The organism is Variovorax sp. HW608 (assembly GCF_900090195.1).
In the GTDB taxonomy this organism is placed as follows: Bacteria; Pseudomonadota; Gammaproteobacteria; order Burkholderiales; family Burkholderiaceae_C; genus Variovorax.
Genome location: NZ_LT607803.1, coordinates 431238 through 455477, shown reverse-complemented (window position 1 = coordinate 455477; position 24240 = coordinate 431238). Strand labels below are relative to the sequence as shown.

The window sequence follows — 24240 nt, the reverse complement described above, 5'->3', positions numbered from 1 at the left end:
GAACTACACAGGCCTCAGCATTCGCCAAGATCTGACGCCGTTCCAGCAGCGTGCCTGGCGGCGATTTGCCTGTCATCCGTCTCATTCCGCCGCCGGAGAGCTGATCGGCGCCACGAGAACATATCAGCAGCTGCGGGCGCGCGGAAATACTCCTTTCCGCTACCGGTCATAGGTCGAGCCTATGTGCTCCTGCCCACGATCCGTCGTCAACAGCTTGCGCACAAACGGCAGCGACAATCCGTCGCACGGCGTCAACGGCCGAGTTTGGAGCGCTAGCCGTCGACCAACACAGAGATACGGGACGGTCTGCACCGCTATCCTCAAGTCGGATACCGGTGGCAATGGCGGGCCCGCACATTGGTCCAAGCGCTTCCGACAAGACGGTGCATGCAGCGCCCTCAGCCACGATGGCAATGAGAGTCGGCAAGGCGTCGATATCGGCAACCACATTCAAATGCGTCCCCGAGCGAGCGAAAAGCTTCTCAACGTGAATGCGCAGTCCGTTCGAGGGACCGGGCAGGACGAGCGGAACCCCATCTAGATCATGAATTCGGTTCAAGCGCTTTCCCGCACGCGTCAACATTGACTCCACACCGTAAATCGCAAGCGAATCGCGCAGCAGTGGCAACACCGCCACGCCACGCGACTCCACCTCGCGGAACAGCACCGCAAGGTCTAAACGCTGGCTCGCGAGCAGATCCATCAGGTTTCCACTCATGCTCTCGATGATGTTCAGGCGGATTCCAGGATGCTGCAGCCTGACAGCCCGATAGAGCGGTACCGCGACTATCGCTGCCACGCTGGTCGGCAAGCCGATTGTCACCGTCCCAACCTCGCCCTCTCCCGCCTGCCCTACTTCAACGCGCAGTTGCTCAAGTTGCCTCAGCACCTGGCGGGCGTGCCGATACAGCGTCATGCCGGCCTGTGTCGCGGCGACCCCTTGCGAACTTCGAAGCAAGATCGGCACGCTGAGCTCGCTTTCCATGGCGGCGATCTGCTGGCTCAACGAAGGCTGGGCGATGTGGAGTCGTTCGGCAGCCTTGGAGAGACTTCCGCAGTCGACGATTGCAATGAAATAGCGAAGCTGACGAAGATCCATGAGACAACGGATGGCAAACAATGTGGAATCGATTCGGCCGAACGCGGCCAGGGGGCTCGTTAGACGAAGCGGGAACCTGCAAGGCTCTCAAGGATGACGAATATCGCTCCTCTGCTTTGCAATGTCTACAGCCTCAGGACGTCTCGCGTCGATTTCAGCTATGGAGCGCGCTAGCCAATGTAGCTGGACTCTATGGCCGACGCTCAGCGCTCAGTGCGTTGGTGACTGCGTCGCCATCGTGCCCATCGATCTGCTGCAGCCGCTATTCAACCATCGCTGGGTGACAAACACGCCTCAAACGGCAATCGAGCACCACGGCAGGTGTACATTTTCTAGGCGGCCACCAATCGACTCCACGCGTCACGGCACGAACAGACAAGGATGGCAGACGCAGACAAGATCGAACATGTCTTTGCAAGCACAATCAGCCGAGGGATGCGTCACGTTGTACGCGCACAGACCACAATCTAGGTAACGATGAAGATGATTCAATCGTCAAAGCTGAACTCTTTTCCGAAGCTGCGTTCGTATTTCGATCGCGAGGAGTACGTTGCACGCGTCGAGAAGGTGCGCTCCGCGATGTTGGCCAAGGGCATCGAGCTTCTGCTCGTTGCCGATCCTTCGAACATTGCGTGGGTATGTGGCTACGACGGCTACTCGTTCTACAACCACCAGTTCGTAGCCGTTCCGTTGCGTGGCGATCCCATTTGGTACGGACGTGGATCGGACATGAACGGCGCGCGAGCTACCGTCTTCATGGACGACGATTGCGTCACGGGATACCCTGAGGAGTACGTCCAGCGCGACCTGCACCCCATGGAGCACTTTTCCCGAGAGGTCATCATGGCTCGTGGTTGGGAAGGCCTCGCGGTTGGGGTAGAGATGGACAGCTTCTATTTCACCGCTGCGACGCTGCACACGATGCAGAAGCTACTCCCGACAAGCACTTGGATCGATGCCACGAATCTTGTCAACTGGCAGCGCGCTGTCAAGTCGAAGCGCGAAATCGAGTACATGCGCATAGGTGGCCGCATTCTCGAAAAGATTTATGAGCAGATCGTCGATGAAATCCGTCCGGGCCTGCGAAAGAACGAGCTCGTGGCCAACATCTATGCAACGGCTATCCGTGGGGTGGATACCTTCGGCGGGGACTACCCGTCAATCGTGCCCATCGTGCCGACTGGCATCGAAGCTGCGACGCCACACCTAACTTGGGATGACTCGACGTTCCAACTGGGCGCTGGCACGTTCTTTGAGGTTGCTGGCGTGTACCGCCGCTATCACTGTCCGGTGTCCAGGACTGTCTATCTAGGTGAGCCACCTGCCAAGTTCCTGCACGCGGAACAGGCCGTTATTGAAGGAATTGAGGCAGGCTTGTTGATGGCCAAACCCGGAAACTGCTGTCAAGACATCGCTGAAGCCTTCTTCGCCTCCATGCGCAAGCATGGCATCAAGAAGGGTGGGCGTGTTGGGTACCCGATCGGGATGAGCTACCCGCCCGACTGGGGCGAGCGAACTATGAGTCTGCGAGTCGGGGACCTCACGGTCCTTGAGTCCGGCATGTCCTTCCACTTCATGCCCGGACTGTGGTTCGATGACTGGGGGCTGGAAATCACAGAAAGCATCCTGATCACGGACGATGGCGTGGAGTGTCTAAGTCACGTCCCACGCAAGCTCTTCGTCAAGAGCTGACCGAGTTCGCCCCCCGCGCCCGACCTACGGTCGAAAAGCGCGGGTGAGACAGCACGGCACTCTAACAGCCGTCCAGGTGATCCGCGCTCTTGCGCCGCGGCTCTCAGGAGCGGCCGATAAGCGCAGTGCGATGGCCACGCCAGCCCGACTTCTCGAGGCACGGCGACTGCTTCGAAGGAGCAAAACAATCGCATCCTGAAGTGGGTGCAGGCTGGCTTGTCACTGATCTCGATCTACTGACCAGCAGTCGCGATCTCGCGCGCAGAACTCTGAAGCCGGACTAGTCTAAGCCGTCACGCCGTTTGAGAGACAAGCCTCAGTTGCATGAATGCCAAGATGCCTTCGGTGCCACCCTCGTAGCCGTACCCGCTATTGCCCAGACCGCCTAGTGCGAAACCGCGCCTGAACGCTCTGGAGGCAGATGGCGCAAGCGCTTGGGCGTATATCCGGTTTCCTGCTTGAGAACCTTGGTCAGGTGGCTCTGATTTGCGAAGCCGCAACTGTCAGCCACGTGGGCCAGGCTCATGTGCTCGTCCGCCAGCAACTCGAGTGCTCGCTCGGTACGTCGAGACATCAGCCAGCGATGAGGCGTCTGACCAAGCTGCCTGGTGAAGGCCCGTGAGAAATGTCTGACGCTCAGGCCCGCGAGTTCGGCAAGGGTCTCGACATCCAGATCCTCGCTCAGGTGCGCATCGACGTACTCGCACACTCGCTTGAGTCGCCACGATGGCAACGCCACCGACCTTTCTGCCGGTTGGGCGCCGCCGGCTCGCTGCACCAGATGAGCGATGATCGTCATCAAGGCGCCATCAACCAGAAGCTGATCGATCCGATGGCTCCCCGCCAGCGCCTCCCAAATTCGAAGCATCAGGCCCTGTGCCAGCGGATCCTCCCAGGACTCGAGCGACAGTGGGCGAAAGGCCTCCTCAACGTTCGTCGCCGAATCTGCGCTCAGAATGCGCTGAACGGTCCGCCTGGGCACGGCCAGGAGCAGAAGCTTGCGCTTGCCCTTCACCTCCCAGCGGCTTTCGGTCTCTTCTGGCAGGGCGAGCATCCTGCCAGGCCTTGCCGACTCCCGGTGCCATCCCTTGCCCATGTCCCAGCTCCACGTACTTCCCGAAGCGACCTCGATAGGCAAGGCGATGACCGTTTCGGGAACGCTTGGATCCACGAAGTCATGATCTGCCTGATCGATCGTCATCATGTGAAACGCCAAGCGGCCTTCCGAGTAGCGGTGCTCCTGCGGGAATACCGCATACGGAGACGCTCGGCAGAAGTCGGCGTAGTGGACCCATCTGCTTTCGACTTCCATGGCGCTCAGCTCCTTCCTCAAAACGCCCCTCAGTAGCCTTGCCCCAAATCAGCGCAGGTCGGCGGTCTTTGGCCCTGCAGGATCAATGCCAGGTTCTCGAGTGTCTGCTGGGCGATGATCCTGGGATCAGTGTGCGCAGCGATATGCGGCGTGACCACAATGCGCGGATCCGCCCAGAAAGGATGATCCTTCGGCAAGGGCTCCTGGCTGAAAGCGTCCAGCGTTGCACCTGAAAGCTGGCCGCCTTCAAGCGCGGCAAGCAGGTCCGATTCAACGAGGTGCGCGCCCCTGGCCACGTTGACGAGATGCGCGCCTCGAGGCAATTGGGAGAACACCTTCGCTCCCAGGAATCCTCTGGTCTGATCGGTCAACGGCAGCAGGCAGATCAAGCTCGAACACTCGGCCAGGAAATCGCCCAGCTGCTCCTCTCCATGGAAAGCCCGGACGTACGGCGGAAGGTCCGCTTTCGGTCGTGAGTTCCATCCGCTGACCGGATAGCCGACGCTCGAAAGGGCACGTGCGCACGCAAGGCCGAGCACGCCCAGGCCCGCGATACCCACCCGGTGGTCCCGCGGCCACACGGTGGGTTGTTGCTTCCAGACGGCCTCGGCCGCATTGGCTTGGTAGACGCGCATGCCGCGGTGGTGCTGAATCACTGCCCAGGTCACGTAACTGGCCATGCCCTCCTCAACGGTCGTGTCGACGATCCTGCACACCGGAATAGTTCGGGGCAGATCGGCATCGGCCGTGATGTGATCAATCCCTGCTGACAGCGATTGAATCAAGCGAAGATTTGGCAGCTTCTTGAGCACCCCGTGCGGAGGGAACCAGCACAGCGCGGCCTCGATGTCCTCCAAACAACCCAGGTCCTGCGGAAATCTCAGGTCAATGCCCGGGCTCAGGGCGCGAAACTGATCACCGATGAAGGCGTCAAGATCCAGCGTCGGACTCGTTCCGAGCAAGGCGATGCAGGGAGGCTTGGGGAGGTCGCTGGTCACGCTGCGACCTCCATGGGGTTATCCGCGAGCATCGAATCAGAGGCCAGACGCGGCACGGCTTCGATCAGCTTCTGCGTATACGGATGCTGCGGGCTGCCAAGGATCTGCTCCGTCCGCCCGTACTCGACCACCACGCCATGCTGCATCACCGCGATGTAGTCACACATCTGGCCCGCCACACGCAGATCGTGAGTGATGAACACCATGCTCAACTTGAACTGCTCGCGAACCTGCTCGAAAAGCTTCAGTACCTGAGCCTGCACCGAGACATCCAATGCAGAGACCGGTTCATCCGCGACAAGGAGCTCGGGCTGCATCGCAAGCGCGCGCGCAATTCCAACACGCTGGCGCTGCCCACCCGAGAACTCATGGGGATACCGATCGGCCGCATCGACACTCAGCCCAACAAGTTGGAGGAGTTCGTGGGTTCGCTTCATCGCTTCAGTCTTGCTGACACCTTGGGCGATAGGTCCTCCGGCAATTGCAGCCCCGATCGTGTGTCGAGGATTCAGTGATGCATAGGGATCCTGAAATACCATTTGAATCCTGCCGGCAGTTCCCGCCCGGAATCCGCGCCCCGATGGGAGGTTCTTGCCTTTGAAGATGATCCGACCCCTGTCGAACGGTTGCAGTCCGACCAGACAGCGACCGAGGCTCGACTTTCCGGACCCGGACTCGCCCACCACTCCAAGGGTTTCGCCCCGCATGAGCTCGAAGCTGATGTCTTTGGCGGCTTGAACCGAACGCCCGCGCTTGAACAGCGTGCCAGGCGCCACATAGGTCTTGCACAAGTCTTGGACGCAAAGAACACTGGTCACCTCCTTCGCACTTGCCAAGCGACGCTCGTGCCCGGTCGGAATGCAGTCGATGAGCTTGCGTGTGTACGGATGCTGGGGGCTCTTCAGGACCCTGGATGCGGGGCCGGCTTCCACCAGCTTGCCCGTCTGCATCACGACAACATGATCCGCGATTTCCGAGACCACACCAAAGTCGTGCGTAATGAAAAGCACGGCAGTTCCTCGACGCTCCTGCAGTTCCCGGATCAGCTTCAGGATCTGCGCCTGCGTCGTCACATCGAGCGCCGTCGTGGGCTCATCCGCGATCAGCAGGACGGGCTCGAGAATCAGCGCGCAGGCAATCATGACCCGCTGCCGCTGTCCGCCTGACAACCGGAACGGATAGGAATCGATCAGGAGCTCGGGGTCGGGCAACCCGACGTCTGCCAGCGCGGCAAGGATTCGCTCACGCTTCACGTCGGCTGGGACCTTCGCGTGTGCGTCAATCACTTCGCCAATCTGATCTCCGATCCGCATGACCGGATTGAGCGCGGTCATTGGCTCTTGGAAAATCATCCCGATGCGGCGCCCACGAAGTTCGCGCATCTGCTCCTCGGACACGCTCAGAAGATCCACGTCTTCGAACATGATCCTTCCCGCCACGGGCCGTACGTGGGGCTTGGGCAACAGTCCCATGACCGAATTGGCGATCATGGACTTTCCGGAGCCCGATTCGCCCACGACGCATAGTGTCCGCCCGGGCATCACTGATAGCGATACGCCGTCAACGGCAAGGGTTCGGTCCGCTCCTGCCGGAAGGCAGATCTGGAGGTCGGTAACGTCAAGAACAGGTTGCTTCACGTTCGTGGCATTTGCGTTGGATGGGTGAATCAACGTCCTCTCCCGTTCAAGCGTGTGTTGAGGCCGTCGTTGAGCCCTTCGCCAACAAGGTTCAATGCCAACACGGTCAGAACGATGGCCAAGCCGGGAAACAGGGCCATCCACCAAGCCTGGACAAGGACTGTCCGAGCGGCACCGACCATGTAGCCCCAACTCATCTGGTTCGGATCGCCCAAGCCGAGAAAGCTCAGGCCAGATTCCAAGAGAATCGCCGTGGCAACCATCAGGGAGGCCATGACGATGATGGGCGACATCGCATTGGGCAGTATCTGCGTCAGGATGATTCGCGCGGTGGATTCCCCAGCGAGCTCGGCCGCCTGGACGAAGTCGCGTTGTCGCAGGGTCAGGAACTCGCTTCGAACAAGGCGAGCCACAGGAGGCCACGACACGATCGCAATGGCGGCGACGATGGAGTACACCGATGGCTGAAATATCGCAACCAGGACGATGGCGAGAGCGAAGCTGGGGACGGCCTGAAAGATCTCGGTAAAGCGCATGAGCCCCGAGTCGATCCAACCGCCGAAGTAGCCTGCGATTGCGCCAAGTGTGACTCCGATCAGGAGCGATGCAACAGTCGACACGACGCCGATGAGCAGCGAGACGCGGCTGCCGTAGATGACGCCGGCCAACACGTCTCGGCCCAGGGTGTCTGTCCCCAGCAGGAAACCGTCCTGCGCACCAGGATGCAGGAACGGCACATCGACCATGCTGAATGGATCATTGGCAACAAAGTACGGACCAACCAGGGCAATCACTGCCACGGCGATCAGAACGATCAAGCCCACGACGGCGCCCTTGTTACGGCAGAAGCGCCTCACGAAAGGATCTTTCATCTTTTCACTCTCTTGCGGCCTGCCTTGCGGCCTCGTTTCGACTTCATATCTCGATGCGCGGGTCTACGATGGTGTAGACAAAGTCCGTGACGAGGTTGAATACGACCGCCATCGCCGTCGTTACCAGGAAAGTGCCTAGCAACAGCGAGTAGTCCCGCTGCAGCAACGAGTCGAACATCAGTCGACCAATTCCTGGCCAGGCGAATACCGTCTCGGTCAACACCGCGCCGCCGATCATGCCGCCGGCTTGAATGCCTGCCAGCGTCACCACGGGCAACAGAGCGTTGCGCAGGATGTGAGCCCTTTGGACTCGACCAGGATGCACTCCCTTCGCGCGTGCAGTCTTGACGAAGTCCATCTGAGAAACTTCCAGCATCGACGCGCGAGTCATGCGTGCATAGACAGCCATGTAGAACAGCGCGAGCGTGAGAGCCGGAAGGCACAGGTGCCTTGCCACGTCCCACGCATACGTCAATCCGGTGAGATCGGCGCCAACGCTGCTAAATCCAAAGCCCGGCAGCCAGCCCAAATGCACGGAGAAGAGCAACACCGCCATCAGTGCAAGCCAATACAGTGGCGTTGCATAGAATACGAGCGCGACGAAGGTCACCGCGCTATCCACCCATGTGCCAACTCGTTTGGCGGACATGGCCCCCAACGAGATGCCGATGAGCAGCGACAGAACGAAGGCGGTCCCCGTCAACAGCAGCGTCGCTGGCAAGCGTTCGGCGATGAGCGCGAGCACCGGCTGGTTCTGCCGATAGGAGAAACCCAGGTCCAGCTTCACCAAGTTCCTCAGATAGATGCCGAGCTGCACCGGCACCGGCTTGTCGAGGCCCAATTGCTGGCGCAACTGGGCGGCAAAGGCCGGGTCTGCGTTGGCAGACTCCCCTGCAAGCACGGAGACCGGGTCGCCCGGCGCCGCGCGCACGAGCATGAAGTTGACCGTCGCGATCAAGAGGATCGCGAAGATCCCCTGCACCAAGCGCGTCACCATGAACTGCGTCCGTCTCATGTCAGTCTTCCTTGAACGGTTTCACAGCTGTCTCGTCTCACGCCATCCAGGTGCGTGTAAGGCTGTCGTGCATCCCCGCGCCCGAGTTGACCAGGTTGTTGACCTTCGTGCGGTAGACGGTCGGGAAATTCAGCTCATGCAGCCACAGCACCGGCATCTCCGCGACGAGCAGTTTCTGGACCTCCCAGTAGATGACACGGCGCTTTTCAGGATCCATTTCGGCGGCGCCGCGGTCAAACAGCTCGTCGACCTTCGGGTTGCTGTATCCCTCAGCGTTGTTGAACGGTGACCCCTTCGCGATGTTCGGCGTGGTGTAGTTACGCGTAATACCCAGAGCAGGGTCACCGTGACCGTAGATGTAAGTGAACGCGAGGTCGAAATCCCATTCGTTCATCTTCGAGTTCCAAGCGGCAACATCGGTTGGGACGAGCTCCGTCTTGACGCTCACGTCGGCCAGATTCTGACGCGCAATCTCAGCGAGACGCTGCCAGGTCTCACCGTAGGGCAACGGCATGAGACGCAGCGTCTCTCCCTTGTAGCCGGATTCTGCGAGCAGCTTCTTGGCTTGCTCCTTGTCCCGGGCGAGCTTCGGAAGGTCGGCGTTCCAGAACTTGAGGCGGCTGTTGAACGGTCCATTTGCGACATCGGCGAACCCGTACCACGCCACTTTTCGCATGGCCTCCCGGTCGATCGCCAGGTTCAGCGCCTGCCGGAACTTGATGCTGTCCATCGGCGCCTTGCGATTGTTAACCACGATGTGCGAGATCGGCGAAAACAGTTCCCAACCCTTCTGCGTGACAGCAACGCCAGGAAGCTTGGCGAGCCGCGCCACGTCGAAGTTCTCGACAGATCCACCCGGCAGAACATCCAGCTTCCCGCTTTCGAATGCGTTCGCCCGGGCGGCCGCGTCAGGAATGACATGGAAATAGATCGCGTCCAGAAGCGGCAGGTCCTTCTCGTGGTAGTCGTCAAAGCGCACGAGGTGGATGTAGGAACCCTTGACCCACTCCTTGAATTTGAACGGTCCCGTGCCCACGTAGTTGGCGTAGCCCGGATGCTTGACAAAGTCCGTCGCGCCGTCGAAAACATGCTTGGGCACGATCGGCAACGCGTTGCCGGCAAAGATGCCAAGGAAGGCACCGAACGTGGTCTTCAGTTTGAATTCGACGGTCAGCGGATCGATCGTCCGGATGCTTTGGACCATCGCAAGGTTTCCGCGGGCACGAGAGTGCCCCTTCCGGTCGAAAACGTCGGCAGAGAACACAACGTCATCGGCAGTGAACGGCTTTCCGTCGTGCCACTTGACATTGGGTTTCAGCTTGAAAATGTAGGTCAGTCCGTCAGGGCTTACCGTCCACGAAGTTGCCAGGCAGGGGATCGGCTGCAGCTTCTCGTCGTAGCGCAGCAACCCCTCGAAGATGTTGCCACCTACAAGCATCGTCGGAACGTTTTGATGGGTTCCGACGTTCAGGCTGGGCGGCTCTGGCTGGATGGCGGAATTCAGCACACCGCCCTTCATCCCCTGTGCGAACACAGACATCGGGATCCCCGCAAAGGTGAGACCTGCGGCGCTAGCTGAGCCCAGTTGAATGAAATCACGGCGCTTCATGGTGTGCTCCTGGTACGGAATCGATGAATATCGGTTGACTGCCGTGTCAGTCGCGAAACGAGCTTGAGGCGGCTGGCTCAATGCGCTTGAGCAGCGAGTTCCACTCGCGGCTGTACTGCTGTTCCACACTGCTGCTCTGCGCCGAGTCCCACTCTTCATACTGCCGCGCGGTGCGCTCGCAGATTTCCGCGGGCACCTCGTGCACTGGGCGCCCGCTGGCTTGAATCGCCATCTGCACTCGACAGGCACGGTCGAGGTTCTTCATGTGGATGAACGCTTCGGAGACAGTTCGCCCGAGGGTCAACAAGCCATGGTTGCGCAGGATGAGTATTTGCTTGCTCGAACCGAGGTCTGCCACCAAGCGCTCTTTTTCTGCCGGGTCGAGCGCCAGGCCTTCGAACTCGTGGTACGCGACGCGGTGGTAGAACTGCAGCGCCCATTGGTTGCATGGCTCCAGGCCATTCTCCAAGGATGAAACTGCAACCCCCGCGACGGTGTGCGTGTGCAGCACGCATGCCGCATCGTGACGTGCAGAGTGGACTGCGCTGTGGATGATGAATCCCGCCGGGTTCACTTCATACGGCGTCTCTTCGAGGGTGTTCCCGTCGATATCTATCTTCACCAGGGACGAAGCAGTGATGTCCTTGAACAGCATCCCGAACGGGTTGATTAGAAACTGATCCTGCGTTCCAGGAACCCGTGCCGAGATGTGGGTGTAAATGCCGTCATCCATTCCAAAGTCGGCCACAAGCCGATAAGCGGCCGCGAGGTCGATGCGTACTTTTCGTTCTGCCTCCGACATGGGCTTGGACTCACGATTGAGCGGATGAACTGCCATGGGGAACTCCTTTACTGATGAGCAATGAGGTTGATGGTTTGAACTTGCTTGTGAGGCGGGCTAAACGGGTGCTGCCGCGGGTTGAGAGATGAATTCGACCTTGCACTTCTCCGCCGGATCGAGAGGAACGACTGGACGCGACAAGTTCTTGAACTTGAAGAGACCAAAGTCCGAACTCGTAACGCCGTGGCTGTCGCACTCGACAAGCGCTGCCGCCAGTGGCTCAAAGACCGGGCGGGCATACATGCGTGACTTCAGGAGCAAGAATCGCTTCTCTTCAGCCTTCAGGCCGACGCAAGTGAAGATGCCGATATCCCAAGGCTCGTGCGTGCGCTCTGAGATCACGATCTCTGCCGGACCTATGTCAAGCAATACGGTTCGCCCAAGGGCCATGCGTTGACCGGAGTAGGTCGGCCCGGTCACGGTGTAGTAGCCGTCGCTGATCCGAACGACCTTTCCCGTGACCCGCATCGGAGGCTTCCTGCGGTTGATGACATCGAGCGAGGTCTTGTTGCCAAGATCAAGCGTGACGAGCGCTCCTTCGCCGGCGTAGATGAGCTGGGCAACAGCCTCCGGATCGCAGATCGGTCCAACGCCGATGCCGTCTAGTCCTTGGCGAATTGCCTCCTCAAGGACATCCATCGTGTCGCACGTTCCTCCCGAGGTGCAGTTGTCGCCATGGTCCAAGAGGAGAACAGGCTTGGTCTTTCCCTCGGACAGTTGTTTTGCGCGCGCGACCGAATCGGATAGCGGCTCGCTGCTGTAGAAGAATTCGTTGCGATCGGCCCAGATTTGACGCGCGATCCGGTCGGCAGTCTGCTGAGCCTGCGCTTTCGACGATGCATCGACCACGACGACGCTAACGCAGGGCGCTTCGATGTCGGCAAGCGCAAAGCCTGCAAACACGGAGACGCCCAAGGAGCCCGCCGCCTCCTCCGCGCACGCCGCTTCGACCGCCTTTTTCATCGGACCGATGAATGTCGCGCTGCGCAGCGAGTGCGACAGCAGCGGTATTCGCCGCCAAGCCATCGCAGGCTTGCTCTTGCCAGACAACAGATTCAAGAGCAGTCGACCAGCATGCACGCCCGTTTCGTACATGTCGATGTGCGGATACGTCTTGAAGCCCACGATCACATCTGCGTTTGCGACCATGTCCTCGGTCATGTTGGCATGCAGGTCCAGTGCGACGCCGACCGGCACCCCTGGAATCGCAGCCCTGAGCCTCTTGAGCAAGTAGCCTTCCCCATCGCTGCAGCTCCGGGCCACCATTGCGCCGTGCAAGTCCAGCAAGACCGCATCGCACCCTCGAGCGGCACTCAGGATTCGTTCGCAAAGCGCCCGGTAGGCGATCTCGTCGACGGGTCCACTCGGGTTCGCCGTCGCCGAGACCGGCGTGACTAGTTCTGCTCCGATCTCCTCTGCCAGGTCGATGAAGGCGGACATGGCGGTACGCATTCCCTTGTTCTCGCGATAGGCCTCGACGTCGTAGCTTGGGCCATCGGGACCAAAGGCCTCCAGCGGTGTAGGGACCGGAGAAAAGGTATTGGTCTCGTGGTTCAGGCGCGCGACCAGGATCTTCAATCGTTTCATGTCAGCAATCGGTTTCAGGCCGCGGAGGAACCCCTCGGCGAGCAGCGGTCTGAAGGTTGGCCAGATTGGGGTTCTCGACAATTCACCATATTGAACCGGATAATTAGGTTTGTACGCATCCAAGCAAACCCTATGCCTGGCCATTGCAGGGCTGCAGCTCATAAGTGATTGATCTTTGGAGCTTTTTTGCCCCACTAGGTACCGTTTAGCACCAAGTTCGTGCGGGCGATCGGAGGTGTCGGGGTAATCAGCCTGGCACAGCGTGACACGTGGCGAAGTCCAGCCAAAAGCTTCTTTCCCTGAGAAGATGGGGTCCGGACTCGAGAACAGCCCCGCCCATCACCCGCTTGCGAGCTCGCAAGGACCGTTGGCCTCGGGCTCAGGGCTGCACGCATCCGGCGAACTGCTGCAGGGTCTCGTCACGTCCGGCATCCAGGGCATCCAGGGCATCCAGGGCATCCAGCGTGCACCGGAATTACGCCGGCGCAGTGCCGCGCCGTCTGGTTCGACCCCGCCCGAATCCACCGAGGAATGAGCATGACAGGAATCCTTCGAATCGAAGGCCACGCGCCGCTGACGGAGATCACGCCCGATCGGCCCCAAAAGCTCAACGCGATCAGCGACGAAGTGCTTGAGGCACTGGAGGGCGCGGTGGCCGCGTTCGCCGCGCAGCGCGCCATGCGCGTGCTGCTGATCAGCGCCACGGGCCGCTACTTCTGCGCAGGGGCCGAACTCAGCCCGGACATCTCTCCGGATGTGGCGGGCAGCACGCTCGACGGCCGCCATCCAGCCGCGCGAGATTGCGGTGTGCTTGACGCCTGCCCAAGGCGTTCTGGCTCCCCGCATCTACCAGATTGCTTCCCACGTTCGAAGCGGTGCTGTAACAGCCTGAGGCCGTTTCGCTGATGCCAAACAGTATGCGCGCGACGCTGCTCGCTGTAGGGCGTTTGTGCCGGCTCGACGTGGTCTTCTACGCGCGGCTGGCGCCACTGCAGCCAGCAACGGTGGGAGAAGGACCGCGTCTGGCCCAGTCGAGGGATCCAGTCCAAAACGTCGTTTGCAGAGCGGCCTGACTTGCGAGCGCACGAAGCAGCGGCATCTCCCTTCTCGAATGCCGTTCCATCACGCCACCGACTTGTCGAGTATTGGCACCACGCCCGACAGGGTCAGCAGTTGCATCGGACGCTCAATCAGCAATCGTCTTGACCAAGGCAGCGACGTGAATCTGCATCGTGTCCAAGCAAGGCACGGGGCTTGCGCCATCATCCAGGAGCAATGGAAGCTCCGTGCATCCGAGGATGATCTGTTGGATCCCACCTTTCGCCTTCATCTGCTCGATGATCTCGATGAAGCGGCTCCGGGTCTCGTCCTTGACGATGCCGTGCTCCAGTTCAGTTTCGATCTTTGTCTGGATGTATGCGATCTGTTCCGCTTCAGGGACCACGACTTCAATTCCTGCATCTTCGAATGGACGTTTGAAGAAGCTGTTCGTCATGGTGAAAACGGTACCCAAAAGTCCGACCTTCGTCACACCGCGCGCTTGAGCCGCCTCAACTGTCGCGGAGATTGCGCTGATCAGTGGAATGCGTGACCTCGCTTGCAGCTTGTCATAGACAATGTTCGGCGTGTTGCCGGTAAGCGCCGCAAATTTGGCCCCGCTGGACGCCAGGTTGTCGATCGCCTCAAGAACGTAGGCCGCGAGATCTTCATACCGCTCTTCCTTGCAGAAGGAGAAGACCTGGAAGGGATTCAGTGTCTCGATCGACAACCTCGGGAAAACCTTCGGCCCCAACTCACTTTGCACGCCATTCACGATCTGGCGGTAGTAGGCGATGGTGGATTCGGGGCCGATTCCTCCAATCAAGCCGATCTTGGTCATGGGGCGGAGTTCCTGCTTTCTGTGGATCTAGCTCTAAGGGCGAGCGCTTTCTGAAGACCCAGTGTAGGATCTTTTCCTCATCACAGATAATGAATTCTGGAGATACGGAATTCTCATTTTGAGAAGAGATGGCTTCAGACCAAAGGGCAGGTCGGGCATCTCAAGGCCGCATGCATCGAAGCCGAGGGGACGCAGCGGGGGCTTGGAGCGCGCGGTTCACCGGGTTTGCTTGGTTCGCAGCTCCTTACGCAGGGCGTCCACCGTCACTGACTGATGGCCCCGCCGCCACACAAGGTGCGTACGCACCCTGGCCAGCCTTGCTGGCAGCGGCAGCGCCTGCACCAGGCTTTCTGCACGCACAGCTTGCAAGACCGTACGCGGCATGATGGCAATCCCCGATCCTGCTGCCACGCACGCAACGATGGCATGGTAGGACGCAAGTTCCAACACCCGGCTGGGCACGATACCTGAGGCGGCCAGCCAGTCTTCAAGGATTCGGCGGTAAGAACACCCGGTCGAAAACGCGACCACGGTGCAGCCCTGCAACTGCTCGGGGACCTGAATGCTCCCGGCTCCCCTGGGCGCGATGAGCATCAGCTCTTCCGGGAAAGCCACCTGCGTATCCAGATCGGCAGCATGAAAGGGTTCAGAAACGAAGGCTGCTTCCACATCAAAGCGCTGCACACGGCTGATCAGGGAGCTGGAGGTACCGGTGATGAGCTCGATCTGCACGTCCGGGTAGCGCTCATGGAAATTCGAAAGCAGCGGAGGAAGACGTGCCGCAGCAGTGCTTTCCAGTGCCCCGATGCGCAACGTACCGCGCGGTGTCTTGCTGCGCATGCTGGATTCCGCTTCGCAGGCGAGTCTCAACAGCCTCTCTGCATAGCCAAGCAGCAGCCGGCCTTCGGCTGTCACGGCCATCTTGGCCCCCTGCCGCTCGAGAAGCTTAACCCCTAAGCGATCTTCCAAGTTTCGCACCCTGGTGGTGATGTTGGACTGAACTCGATTGAGTTGCGCCGCGGCCTTGGTGACGCCGCCGGAGTCGACCACCGCCTTGAATATCTGCAGGGAATCGAGGTCAAGGTTTCTCATTTTGAGAATTATCCATCTTCGAAATTCATTTGTTCAGGCGTATCGACCTGACTACACTTCATTGCTTCGCCGCGCTCCGCGGCGCTGTTCATTGTGGGTGCCTTTTTACCCACCTGTCGCTATCTTGGGATCGATCTTGCCCTTGCCCCCACTGCTCATCATCCAGGCAGGTACGCCACCGGACGAAATTCGCATGCCTTTCGGTGATCTGCCAGCTTGGTTCTGCCACGCACTCGGAACGTCGATCGACTCGGTGCAGGTAGTGCGCGTTTTCGATGGAGATCCTCTACCGGAGCCCGATGCAACGCGTCTCGCCATCATCACGGGCTCTTGGGCCATGGTGACCGACCGGCTCCCCTGGAGCGAACGCGCAGCACAGTGGATCAGGGACGCCATGGCGATCGACTCACCGCTGCTGGGTGTCTGTTATGGACACCAACTCATCTCCTACGCCCTCGGTGGTCATGTGGACTATCACCCTGGCGGACGCGAACTTGGATGTAAGACGATACAGCTATTGCCCACTGCGCAGGACGACCCGTTGCTCAAATTCTGGCCCGCACACTTCAAGGCGCACCTAACCCATCAGCAGTCGGTCATTGAGCTTCCACCCGGCGCGCGTGCGCTGGCTGTCTCCGATCACGACCCTCATCAAATTGTGCGATATGGCCCTCGGGCAATATCGACACAGTTCCACCCCGAGTTCACGCCAGACATCTCTGCCGCGTGCATCCGCAGGCGAGCTGCAGCCTTGCAGCAGGAAGGCAAAGATCTCGATGCCATGCTCGCCGCGGTGGACGAAACCCCCGAGGCATCCCGGCTGCTCACGCGCTTCGCGGAAATGGTGCTCAGTTGAGCGCGCGCGCCGCGTCAAGCATACGAATGCGATCGGTGCCCCGTTCTTGCCCGCTATGCCCCCCCGGACCCTGTAGGCCCAGCGTTCGCCTGGCCTGCTTCAGGTGGGGTAAATCCACCATTACTCCGTCGATGCTCAAGGCCCCCAGGCCAGGCTCGGCGTCGAAGGCTTGCACGATACGTCGTGCATGCTCTGTCTCCTCTGCGGATGGAGTAAATGCGCCGTTGATGATGTCGACCTGATCGGGGTGGATGGCGATCTTGCCTCGGAAGCCTCGCCGACGTGCCACCGCACAGGCGGCAACAAGACCCTCCCGGTCTCGGAAGTCGGCGTGTAGCGTATCGATTGCATCCACCTCCGCCGCAGCCGCCGCGCATAGGCACAGCGAGTTGGCGAAAACATACAGCGGCGAATAGGCACCGTCAGCTTCGCGGTTGGTGATCGCACCCACTGCTGCGGACAGGTCTTCCGCGCCCCAGGTCACGCCGACCATCCGCGGGATGCCTGGTTCGAAGCTCCCCATACCCAACATCGCACGGGGAGTTTCGGTCGCCACCGGCACGATTCGTATGTGCCCTGGCTCGATGCCTGCACGCACCTCCAGCGCATCCAGGTACAACGCCAGACGCCGGACATCCTGCGCCCCATCGATCTTGGGAAGCATGATTCCATCCAGCCCTGGCACCACCACGGCGGCCAGATCCTTCAAAGACAATTCGGAATCAAGGGGATTGATGCGTACAAAGCGCTGCACGGCGAGGCCTGCCCCTCGCCCCTTCAAGAATTGCGCAGCCGCTTCACGCGCGGCAGCCTTGTTCGGCGGTGCCACAGAGTCTTCCAGATCCAGGATCAACGCATCGGCTCGGCTGTCGCATGCCTTGGCAAGCTTGCGCGGACTGTCGGCCGGCACGAAGAGCATGGAGCGCAACCTCATTTAGGCCTCCGCAGCATCAACGCCTGACGCTTGCAGGTTGCGATCTCCTGCCCGCGCTGGTTGAAGCCCTGGTGCACGAAAGTGACAATGCCAGCGTTGGGCCGAGACTTGCTGTCGCGCACATCAGCCACCGTTGTTGCCGAGCGCAGCGTATCTCCGGCAAATACTGGCGCAGGGAATCGCACATCGGTCATGCCCAGATTGGCCACTGTCGTACCCAGGGTCGTCTCCTGGACAGATAGGCCAATTACCAGTCCCAGGGTAAAGATGCTGTTGACCAGCGGACGGCCGAACTCCGTGTCCTTGCAATATTCCGCGTCAATGTGGATTGCCGCCGGGTTGTACGTAGCGTTGCAAAACCACATGTTGTCGGCCTCGGTCACAGTGCGGCGAATCTCGTGTTCAAACACGCGCCCCACCGCAAACTCTTCGTACCAAAGTCCTGCCATATCAATCTCCTTCTGATTTGTGTTCGGATGCATCGCCAGTGATCTAGCGGTTCATGCCGCCCCCTCAGAGGGCTGGCGCGCCGGTCGCCGAGCCGGCATCTCGGTAAAGGCTCGCCCAGGCGGCACGCAGCCGATGCTTCATGACCTTGCCGCCTACAGTCTCAGGCAACGCATCCACAAAAACGATCTTCTTGGGCGTCTCAAATCCAGCCAATCCGGCGCGCGCCCAGTCGAGCAGTTCATGCTCTTCGACCTCGGGCTTCGCTCTCACCACGAATGCCGTCACCGCCTCATCCCAGTGCACGTGCGCCAACCCCACGACGGCCGCCTTGAGCACGCCGGGATGCGCATGCAGGCGCGCTTCGACGCGCATGCTGGACACATTCTCCCCGCCGGACTTAATGATGTCCTTGTAGCGGTCGATCATGACCCGCGTACCGTCTTCCGTTGCCAGGCAACTGTCTCCCGAATGGAACCAGCCTCCTTCAAACGCACGTGCTGTGGCGTCCTGGTCTCTGTAGTAGCCCGCCATCATCACTGGCGAGCGATACACGGCTTCGCCGGCTTCATTCGACCGTCCAGCGGACAACAAGTCGCTCCCTGCATCGCCGATGATCGTCGATGCCAGCAACGGGCTCGGTACTCCTACATAGTTCCTGGCACTCCCGGCAGCTTCGAACAGTTCCCGCTGGCTCGATGGCCAGAAGCGATGGCAGGCAATAGCTTCCGTCTGCCCGAAGATTCCTGCGAGTTGAAAGCCAGGCCGACTCCAAGCTTCCAGACGACGCAGGACTTCGGGCTCCACCGCCCCCCAGCCGTAGACCATCACTGACAGCGTCTTATCCCGAGGGGCCAGCGCTTCCAACGCGTAGCTGATCTGCTTGATTGACTGCGGCGCGCCGCCCCAGACAGCAGTCGCCCCATGCTTCACGACTGCATCGGCGACCGCCTTTGCGTTCGCCCTGCGCCCGATGACCAGTTTCCCGCCCGCTACCAAGGCTGGCATCGACAAGATCTGGTCGCCAATGTGGTAGATGATGGGCAAGAATGAGACTAGGCAAACCCGGGATTCGATCTCCACGCCCCGGGTAAAGGTCAATGCCATCCCGTGCGAGGCGAGATACGCATAGGTATGCGAGAGCATCACGGCCTTGGGCATCGAGGTGGTTCCAGAGGTGAACAACAGCTCCCAGATGTCATCACCGTGCACCGTCGCAACGGGCTCCTCGCCGCTGTGTCGCTCGACCTCCTCAGCAAAGTCGGCGCTCCCCGGTATCACTTCTCCCTCGATGCAGATCGTCACGTTGACCGGCGCCCCGCCATCGCTGAGCGCGCGCACCACCTCAGGGCGCGTGCTCGCGTCCGCGATCACGAACGACGGCTTCAAACGCTCGACCAGGTAGCGCACCACGTCCACCGCAAAGGCAGGGTTCAGTGCAGCCGGTACAACGCCGATTTTCGCGGCCCCGAGCTTGGTGACGTAGGCCTCGACCGAGTTCTCGCAGGCCATCATGAGCCGGTCGCCACGCTGCAGTCCGTGCTCGCGAAGCATGTTGGCCACACGGTTTGCGAGCTGGTCCGCCTGCCGCCATGTCAAGCTGGCGAACTGGGGAGCCGAATAGGCACCCTCCCACCCGATGAAAGCCACTTCGTCGGGCCGGCTCCAGGTCATGCGCTCGGTGATGTCGCCTACGCAGACCCTGTCCCAGCGCCGCTCAGCTCTGCGCCCGTACAGGCGCTCGGTGTCGAACATCATGTCCATACCGCTATCTCCATTCCTCGATCGGGACTCTTGATTTCGTTCAGAACGCGACCTTGGCGCGCCCCTTCAGTTGGAGGATCTCGCGTGCCTCGTCCGGCGTTGCTACCTCGAGCCCCAGCCCTTCGACAATCGCGCGCGCCTGACGCACCTGCTGCGCGTTCGATTCGGCCAGACGACCCTTGCCGCCCCACAGCGAGTCCTCCAAGCCCACCCGCACGTGGCCGCCCTGCGCAGCCGCCGTCGCCACAAGCGGCATCTGGCTGCGCCCCGCGCCAAGGATGGACCAGCGGTAGTTGTCGCCGAACAGCCGGTCGGCCGTGCGCTTCATGTGCGCCACGTCCTCTGGGTGGGCTCCGATTCCACCCAACAGACCGAACACGGTCTGAATGAACAGCGGAGCCTTCACCAGCCCTTCCTTCCAGAAGTAATGCAGGTTGTAGAGATGGCTGGTGTCGTAGCACTCGAACTCGTAGCGCGCACCGGTCTCGTTGAGGGTACGCAATGCATACTCGATATCCTTATAGGAATTGCGAAATACCAGGTCGCGCGAGTTCTCCAGCATCTGAGGCTCCCAGTCATGCTTGAAAGTCTGGAAGCGCTTGAGCATGGGGAACAAGCCGAAGTTCATGGACCCCATGTTCAGGCTGGCCACCTCGGGCTTCCATACGGCGGCCGGAAGCACCCGCTCCTGCACGCTCATGAACGGAGACCCGCCGGTGGTCAGATTCACGACCACGTCACTACGCCGCTTGATTTCACGCAGGAACGGCTCGAAGGCCTCGGGCGATTGGTCGGGCCGACCGTCCTGGGGGTTGCGAGCATGCAAGTGCACGATGGCCGCTCCCGCCTCTGCGGCGCCGATGGCTGCCTGCGCGATCTCTTCAGCCGTCACCGGCAGATAGGGCGACATCGACGGCGTGTGGATCGAACCCGTGACCGCGCACGTAATGATGACTTTTTGGGAAGACATGTGATTCCTCGTTGGATACTCTGGGACGCGAGGAGCTCCTTGCGTCCGGCGACTCCCGTGCCGGTCTAGGACGAGGACGGCGCCTCGGATGCATAGTGATTGGCGTAGGTCCTTCTCAGCACCGCCTTCTGGATCTTCCCGGTGGCCGTCTTGGGCATGGCGTCCACCATGATGAAAGACTTCGGGCATTTGAAAGGACTCAAGTGTTCGCGCAGCCGCTCCATCAACGCAGCTTCGTCGATGCTCTTGCCTGGACGTGGTAGCACGACCGCGGTCACGGCTTCCGTCCAGCGCTCGTGGGGCAATCCGACCACCACCACCTCCGCGATATCCGGATCGCACGCATACAAGGCCTTCTCAACCTCGATCGAGGCGATGTTCTCTCCCCCGCTCTTGATCACGTCCTTGAAACGGTCTCTGAACCAGAGCACGCCATCGGCGTCGAAGTAGCCAGCGTCACCCGAATGGAACCAGCCGTGGCGGAACACCGTGTCGGTCGCATCCTGGTCGCGCAGGTAGCCGGAGAGTGCCTGCGGGCTTCGGTAGACGATCTCGCCCGCCTCGCCCTGTGGCAGGAGCTGCCCCGCCTCGTCCATGATGCCGACCTGCACATTGGTGGCCGGCGTACCCACCGCGCCCGGATGACTGAGCTGGTGCTCCGGCCGGAAGAAAGTGGCGACCGGGCTCATTTCGGTCTGCCCGAACATGAGTGAGAAACCGCAACCGAAGGTGTCGATAGCCGCGCGAAGTTCATGGTCGGGCATGGGCGCCATCGCATAGACCGCAAGCCTCAGACTACCCACACTGCGCGCGCGGGCGCGCTGCGCTTCCACCATGGCGCGATACATCATGGGAAGTCCAAACAGCACGGTGAGCTTTTCCTGCTCGATCAGATCCAATAGCCGTTCCGCTTCGAAGCTCTTCATCACCAGGATGGTGCCCCCTGCGGCGATGACCGGCGTGCAGATCGCATTGAGCTGTGCGGTGTGGAACATCGGCATCATGGCCAACGCCCGATCACGCCAGCTCAATCCCGTGTCAATGGCCGTTCCCAGGGACTCGAGATAGATCGCCAAGTGATTCCCCACCACGCCCTTGGGCGCTGACGTCGTCCCACTGGTGTACAGATAGGACAGCGGTGCGCGATCCGGTACATCGACCATGGGCACCACGGACGGTTGCCCGACGAACAGTTCTGTATAGGAGATGCGCACCAGGCCCTCGGGCAAAGCTTGGGGCGCTGCGGAATCTCCAATCACGAACACGTCACGCAGCACTTGCTCCGGCTTCAGCCCCGTAATGAACTGTTCAACCAATTCCGCCGTGACGACAGCTCCTCTCACGCCGGCATGCCCGAGCACGTAGGCCAATTCACCATTTCGCCAGAAGAGGTTGATCGGCACGCACACGACGCCGATCTTGGCGCACGCAAAGTAAGTTGCCAGAAATTCTGCACTGTTGCCCGACATGAGCGCCAGTGCATCGCCAGGGACGTAGCCGCGAGCGAGCAGCCCATTTGCAAGCTGGTTGCACCATGCTTCGAAGGACGCGTAGCTGTAGCGCCGATGGCCGTCGATGACAGCTTCCTGTCCCGGCGCCCTCGCCGCGCTGCGCGTCAGCAGGTCACCAACATTGACGCGCCGGACGAAGTCCGCTCCGGCGGCATTGCGTTGTGTCATGTCTGTCTCCGTGCGCCGGTCAAAACCGGCAAAGTGTTGTGAATGAAAGAGTCATACGTTGAAGGCTTAGCCAGCTACGGCGGCCCCGAGTCATGCGTGCACATTCGTGAGGGTGTTGGGCGAAGCGTTGACAGGGGTACGCGCGGGCCGGGTATTGAGCCGCGTAATACATGCCCCGAGGCGAGAGCCACGGGTGGTCCGGGGTGCCGAGGCCGTGGAGACATGCCGAAGGCCACACCGGGGCTGCCGCATTGGCGAGGCAGCGCCGGACCCCGCGCGGTCAGAGACCCCGCGCACGCGCGGAAACACTTTGCATGGGAACCGGGAGATCCCGCGATCTTCTGCGCAGCGCTGGGAAGCGCTCGGCGCAGAGCGCATCGTGAAGCCCAAGGGCGTACGACGATGAGCAACAGAGGCGGGAAGTCGGATCGCTGCGTAGTACCGCAGAAGCTGCCGAACAAGGCCGCGGGTGAAATCCCTGCGGCGGCGGAGGCGGTGGAGGGAAGGCGGCGAGCCAAGGGAAATGCCATCGCGGCGCGCATGTCCCGCAGATCGGTGCGGGTCTATGACATGGGAACTGCGCTCGATGGCATACGACAGACGGCAAAGGGCCGTCGTGGTGCGAGGTTCACGGGACTGCTGCACCACATCTACGCGGTCGAACGCCTGCGGGCGGCCTACCTCGCGCTCAAGCGCGATGCGGCCGCCGGGGTGGACGGCCAGACCTGGCAGTCGTACGGGCAGGACCTGGAGGGCAACCTCCTGGAGCTGTCCGAGCGGTTGGCCCGAGGGGGCTACCGGCCCCAGCCTGTGAAGAGGGTGTACATCGACAAGGCCGACGGCAGCAAGCGCCCCCTGGGCGTGCCGGCGCTGGAGGACAAACTCGTCCAGCGCGCCACGGTCGAGGTGTTGAACGCCATCTACGAGCAGGACTTCCTCGGGTTCAGCTACGGCTTCAGGCCCAGGCGCAGCGCGCACAACGCGCTGGACGCCGTGGCGGTGGGTGTGAGCGCAAGGAAGGTGAACTGGATACTCGATGCGGACATCAGCAAGTTCTTCGACACGATCGAGAGGGACTGGCTGGTGAAGTTCATCGAACATCGCGTGGCTGACGCGCGCGTGGTGCGGCTGATCAAGAAATGGCTGCACGCGGGCGTGCTGGAGGACGGCAGGCTCATGCAAAGTGAATTGGGTACGGTGCAAGGCGGCAGCGTCAGTCCGCTGCTGGCCAACATCTACCTGCACTATGCGTTCGACCTGTGGGTGAAGCAGTGGAGGGGGCGCTACGCCCGAGGCGACGTGATCGTCGTGCGCTATGCCGACGATTGGGTGGCCGGGTTCCAGTTCCGTGACGACGCCGAGCGCTTCCAGCGCGCGGTGGCCGAGCGGCTGGGCCAGTTCGGGCTGAAGCTGCACCCCGAGAAGACGCGGCTGATCGAGTTCGGGCGCTTCGCCCAGGAGAACCGACGCCGCAAGGGACAAGGCAAACCGCAGACCTTCGACTTCCTGGGCTTCACGCATTGCTGCGGGAAGACGAGGAAGGGTCACTTCATGGTCTTGCGGCTGACCAGTGCCAAACGCCTGCGAGCCAAACTGCAGGCGGTCAAGATCGAACTCAGACGGCGCATGCACCACCCGATCCCCGAGCAGGGCCAGTACCTGCAGGCGGTGGTGGTTGGGCATGGCCGGTACTTTGGCGTGCCTGACAACGGCGCGCGGCTGAGGACATTCCGCTTCCAGGTCGCTAGGCTGTGGCATCGCACGCTGTGCCGCCGCAGTCAGAGCCGTGGCCTGACCTGGCGTCGAATGTATCGATTGATCGCGCATTGGCTTCCTGATCCCCACATCTGCCACCCTTACCCGAACCAGCGTCTGATCGTCATGACCCAAGGCAGGAGCCGTATGCGGTAGTGCCGCACGTACGGATCTGTGGAGGGGGTGCTGGGTGACTGGCATT

21 protein-coding genes are annotated in these 24240 nt (G+C 60.9%); 5 read left to right on the top strand and 16 right to left on the bottom strand.

Annotation, left to right across the window (positions count from 1 at the left end; translation table 11 throughout):
• Positions 1 to 166: 166 nt before the first annotated feature.
• On the bottom strand, positions 167 to 1099 hold the full coding sequence (locus VAR608DRAFT_RS02030; protein WP_088952550.1) for a LysR substrate-binding domain-containing protein: 933 nt from the start codon (positions 1097 to 1099) through the stop codon (positions 167 to 169).
• 477 nt (positions 1100 to 1576) lie between these two features.
• On the opposite strand from VAR608DRAFT_RS02030, the gene doeA reads away from it, so the two are divergent.
• A complete protein-coding gene (gene doeA, locus VAR608DRAFT_RS02025; RefSeq protein ID WP_088952549.1) occupies positions 1577 to 2791 on the top strand; it encodes an ectoine hydrolase DoeA in 1215 nt (404 codons plus the stop codon).
• Between the two features lie 385 nt (positions 2792 to 3176).
• Here doeA and VAR608DRAFT_RS02020 read toward each other — a convergent pair whose 3' ends face one another.
• Genes VAR608DRAFT_RS02020 through VAR608DRAFT_RS01985 form a run of 8 tightly spaced genes read right to left on the bottom strand, consistent with a single transcriptional unit; the run spans position 3177 to position 12653 of the window.
• A complete protein-coding gene (locus tag VAR608DRAFT_RS02020; RefSeq protein WP_088952548.1) occupies positions 3177 to 4103 on the bottom strand; it encodes a helix-turn-helix domain-containing protein in 927 nt (308 codons plus the stop codon).
• A 29-nt stretch (positions 4104 to 4132) separates the two neighbouring features.
• A complete protein-coding gene (locus tag VAR608DRAFT_RS02015; RefSeq protein WP_088952547.1) occupies positions 4133 to 5101 on the bottom strand; it encodes a 2-hydroxyacid dehydrogenase in 969 nt (322 codons plus the stop codon).
• Complete coding sequence (locus tag VAR608DRAFT_RS02010) at positions 5098 to 6738, bottom strand: ABC transporter ATP-binding protein (RefSeq protein WP_088952546.1); 1641 nt, start codon at positions 6736 to 6738, stop codon at positions 5098 to 5100. Before VAR608DRAFT_RS02010 ends, VAR608DRAFT_RS02015 begins: the two co-directional genes overlap by 4 nt.
• A 29-nt stretch (positions 6739 to 6767) precedes the next feature.
• Positions 6768 to 7610: an ABC transporter permease gene (locus VAR608DRAFT_RS02005; RefSeq protein ID WP_088952545.1), complete on the bottom strand. Its 843-nt coding sequence runs from the start codon at positions 7608 to 7610 to the stop codon at positions 6768 to 6770.
• Positions 7611 to 7653: 43 nt separating this feature from the next.
• Positions 7654 to 8625 carry an ABC transporter permease gene (locus VAR608DRAFT_RS02000; protein ID WP_088952544.1) on the bottom strand — a complete coding sequence of 324 codons (972 nt, stop codon included), beginning with the start codon at positions 8623 to 8625 and terminating at the stop codon, positions 7654 to 7656.
• Between the two features lie 37 nt (positions 8626 to 8662).
• Positions 8663 to 10234, bottom strand: coding sequence for an ABC transporter substrate-binding protein (locus VAR608DRAFT_RS01995; RefSeq protein ID WP_088952543.1), 1572 nt, complete (start codon positions 10232 to 10234; stop codon positions 8663 to 8665).
• Positions 10235 to 10280: 46 nt separating this feature from the next.
• Positions 10281 to 11072, bottom strand: a complete 792-nt coding sequence (locus tag VAR608DRAFT_RS01990; protein ID WP_088952542.1) for a class II aldolase/adducin family protein — start codon at positions 11070 to 11072, stop codon at positions 10281 to 10283.
• Positions 11073 to 11132: 60 nt separating this feature from the next.
• Positions 11133 to 12653 (bottom strand): M81 family metallopeptidase, encoded by a 1521-nt coding sequence (locus tag VAR608DRAFT_RS01985; RefSeq protein WP_088952541.1) that lies wholly within the window; start codon positions 12651 to 12653, stop codon positions 11133 to 11135.
• Between the two features lie 316 nt (positions 12654 to 12969).
• Here VAR608DRAFT_RS01985 and VAR608DRAFT_RS36660 point away from each other — a divergent pair, with 316 nt between their 5' ends.
• Together VAR608DRAFT_RS36660 and VAR608DRAFT_RS01980 are read left to right on the top strand one after the other, a co-directional pair.
• Positions 12970 to 13197, top strand: a complete 228-nt coding sequence (locus VAR608DRAFT_RS36660; protein ID WP_157730563.1) for a hypothetical protein — start codon at positions 12970 to 12972, stop codon at positions 13195 to 13197.
• Between the two features lie 2 nt (positions 13198 to 13199).
• The gene (locus tag VAR608DRAFT_RS01980; protein WP_088952540.1) at positions 13200 to 13568 is read left to right on the top strand and encodes an enoyl-CoA hydratase/isomerase family protein; all 369 of its coding nucleotides are present in this window, start codon (positions 13200 to 13202) and stop codon (positions 13566 to 13568) included.
• 280 nt (positions 13569 to 13848) lie between these two features.
• Here VAR608DRAFT_RS01980 and VAR608DRAFT_RS01975 read toward each other — a convergent pair whose 3' ends face one another.
• Together VAR608DRAFT_RS01975 and VAR608DRAFT_RS01970 are read right to left on the bottom strand one after the other, a co-directional pair.
• Positions 13849 to 14541, bottom strand: a complete 693-nt coding sequence (locus VAR608DRAFT_RS01975; protein ID WP_088952539.1) for an aspartate/glutamate racemase family protein — start codon at positions 14539 to 14541, stop codon at positions 13849 to 13851.
• A 216-nt stretch (positions 14542 to 14757) separates the two neighbouring features.
• Positions 14758 to 15633, bottom strand: a complete 876-nt coding sequence (locus tag VAR608DRAFT_RS01970) for a LysR family transcriptional regulator (protein WP_088952538.1) — start codon at positions 15631 to 15633, stop codon at positions 14758 to 14760.
• Positions 15634 to 15775: 142 nt separating this feature from the next.
• Here VAR608DRAFT_RS01970 and VAR608DRAFT_RS01965 point away from each other — a divergent pair, with 142 nt between their 5' ends.
• Entirely contained in the window at positions 15776 to 16489 is a 714-nt protein-coding gene (locus VAR608DRAFT_RS01965; RefSeq protein WP_231973130.1) for a glutamine amidotransferase, read from the top strand.
• On the opposite strand, the gene VAR608DRAFT_RS01960 is transcribed toward VAR608DRAFT_RS01965, so the two are convergent.
• From VAR608DRAFT_RS01960 to VAR608DRAFT_RS01940, 5 genes are all read right to left on the bottom strand, one after another.
• Positions 16482 to 17423, bottom strand: a complete 942-nt coding sequence (locus VAR608DRAFT_RS01960) for an HpcH/HpaI aldolase/citrate lyase family protein (RefSeq protein ID WP_088952536.1) — start codon at positions 17421 to 17423, stop codon at positions 16482 to 16484. The two genes, VAR608DRAFT_RS01965 and VAR608DRAFT_RS01960, sit on opposite strands and share 8 nt — an antisense overlap.
• A complete protein-coding gene (locus VAR608DRAFT_RS01955; RefSeq protein WP_088952535.1) occupies positions 17420 to 17872 on the bottom strand; it encodes a MaoC family dehydratase in 453 nt (150 codons plus the stop codon). Before VAR608DRAFT_RS01955 ends, VAR608DRAFT_RS01960 begins: the two co-directional genes overlap by 4 nt.
• Positions 17873 to 17936: 64 nt before the next feature.
• The gene (locus tag VAR608DRAFT_RS01950) at positions 17937 to 19634 is read right to left on the bottom strand and encodes a class I adenylate-forming enzyme family protein (RefSeq protein WP_088952534.1); all 1698 of its coding nucleotides are present in this window, start codon (positions 19632 to 19634) and stop codon (positions 17937 to 17939) included.
• A 40-nt stretch (positions 19635 to 19674) separates the two neighbouring features.
• On the bottom strand, positions 19675 to 20604 hold the full coding sequence (locus VAR608DRAFT_RS01945; protein ID WP_088952533.1) for a 3-keto-5-aminohexanoate cleavage protein: 930 nt from the start codon (positions 20602 to 20604) through the stop codon (positions 19675 to 19677).
• Between the two features lie 65 nt (positions 20605 to 20669).
• A complete protein-coding gene (locus VAR608DRAFT_RS01940; RefSeq protein ID WP_088952532.1) occupies positions 20670 to 22283 on the bottom strand; it encodes an AMP-binding protein in 1614 nt (537 codons plus the stop codon).
• A 402-nt stretch (positions 22284 to 22685) separates the two neighbouring features.
• Between VAR608DRAFT_RS01940 and ltrA the strand changes: the two genes are divergently transcribed.
• Positions 22686 to 24194 (top strand): group II intron reverse transcriptase/maturase, encoded by a 1509-nt coding sequence (ltrA, locus tag VAR608DRAFT_RS01935; RefSeq protein ID WP_231973092.1) that lies wholly within the window; start codon positions 22686 to 22688, stop codon positions 24192 to 24194.
• Positions 24195 to 24240: the final 46 nt, after the last annotated feature.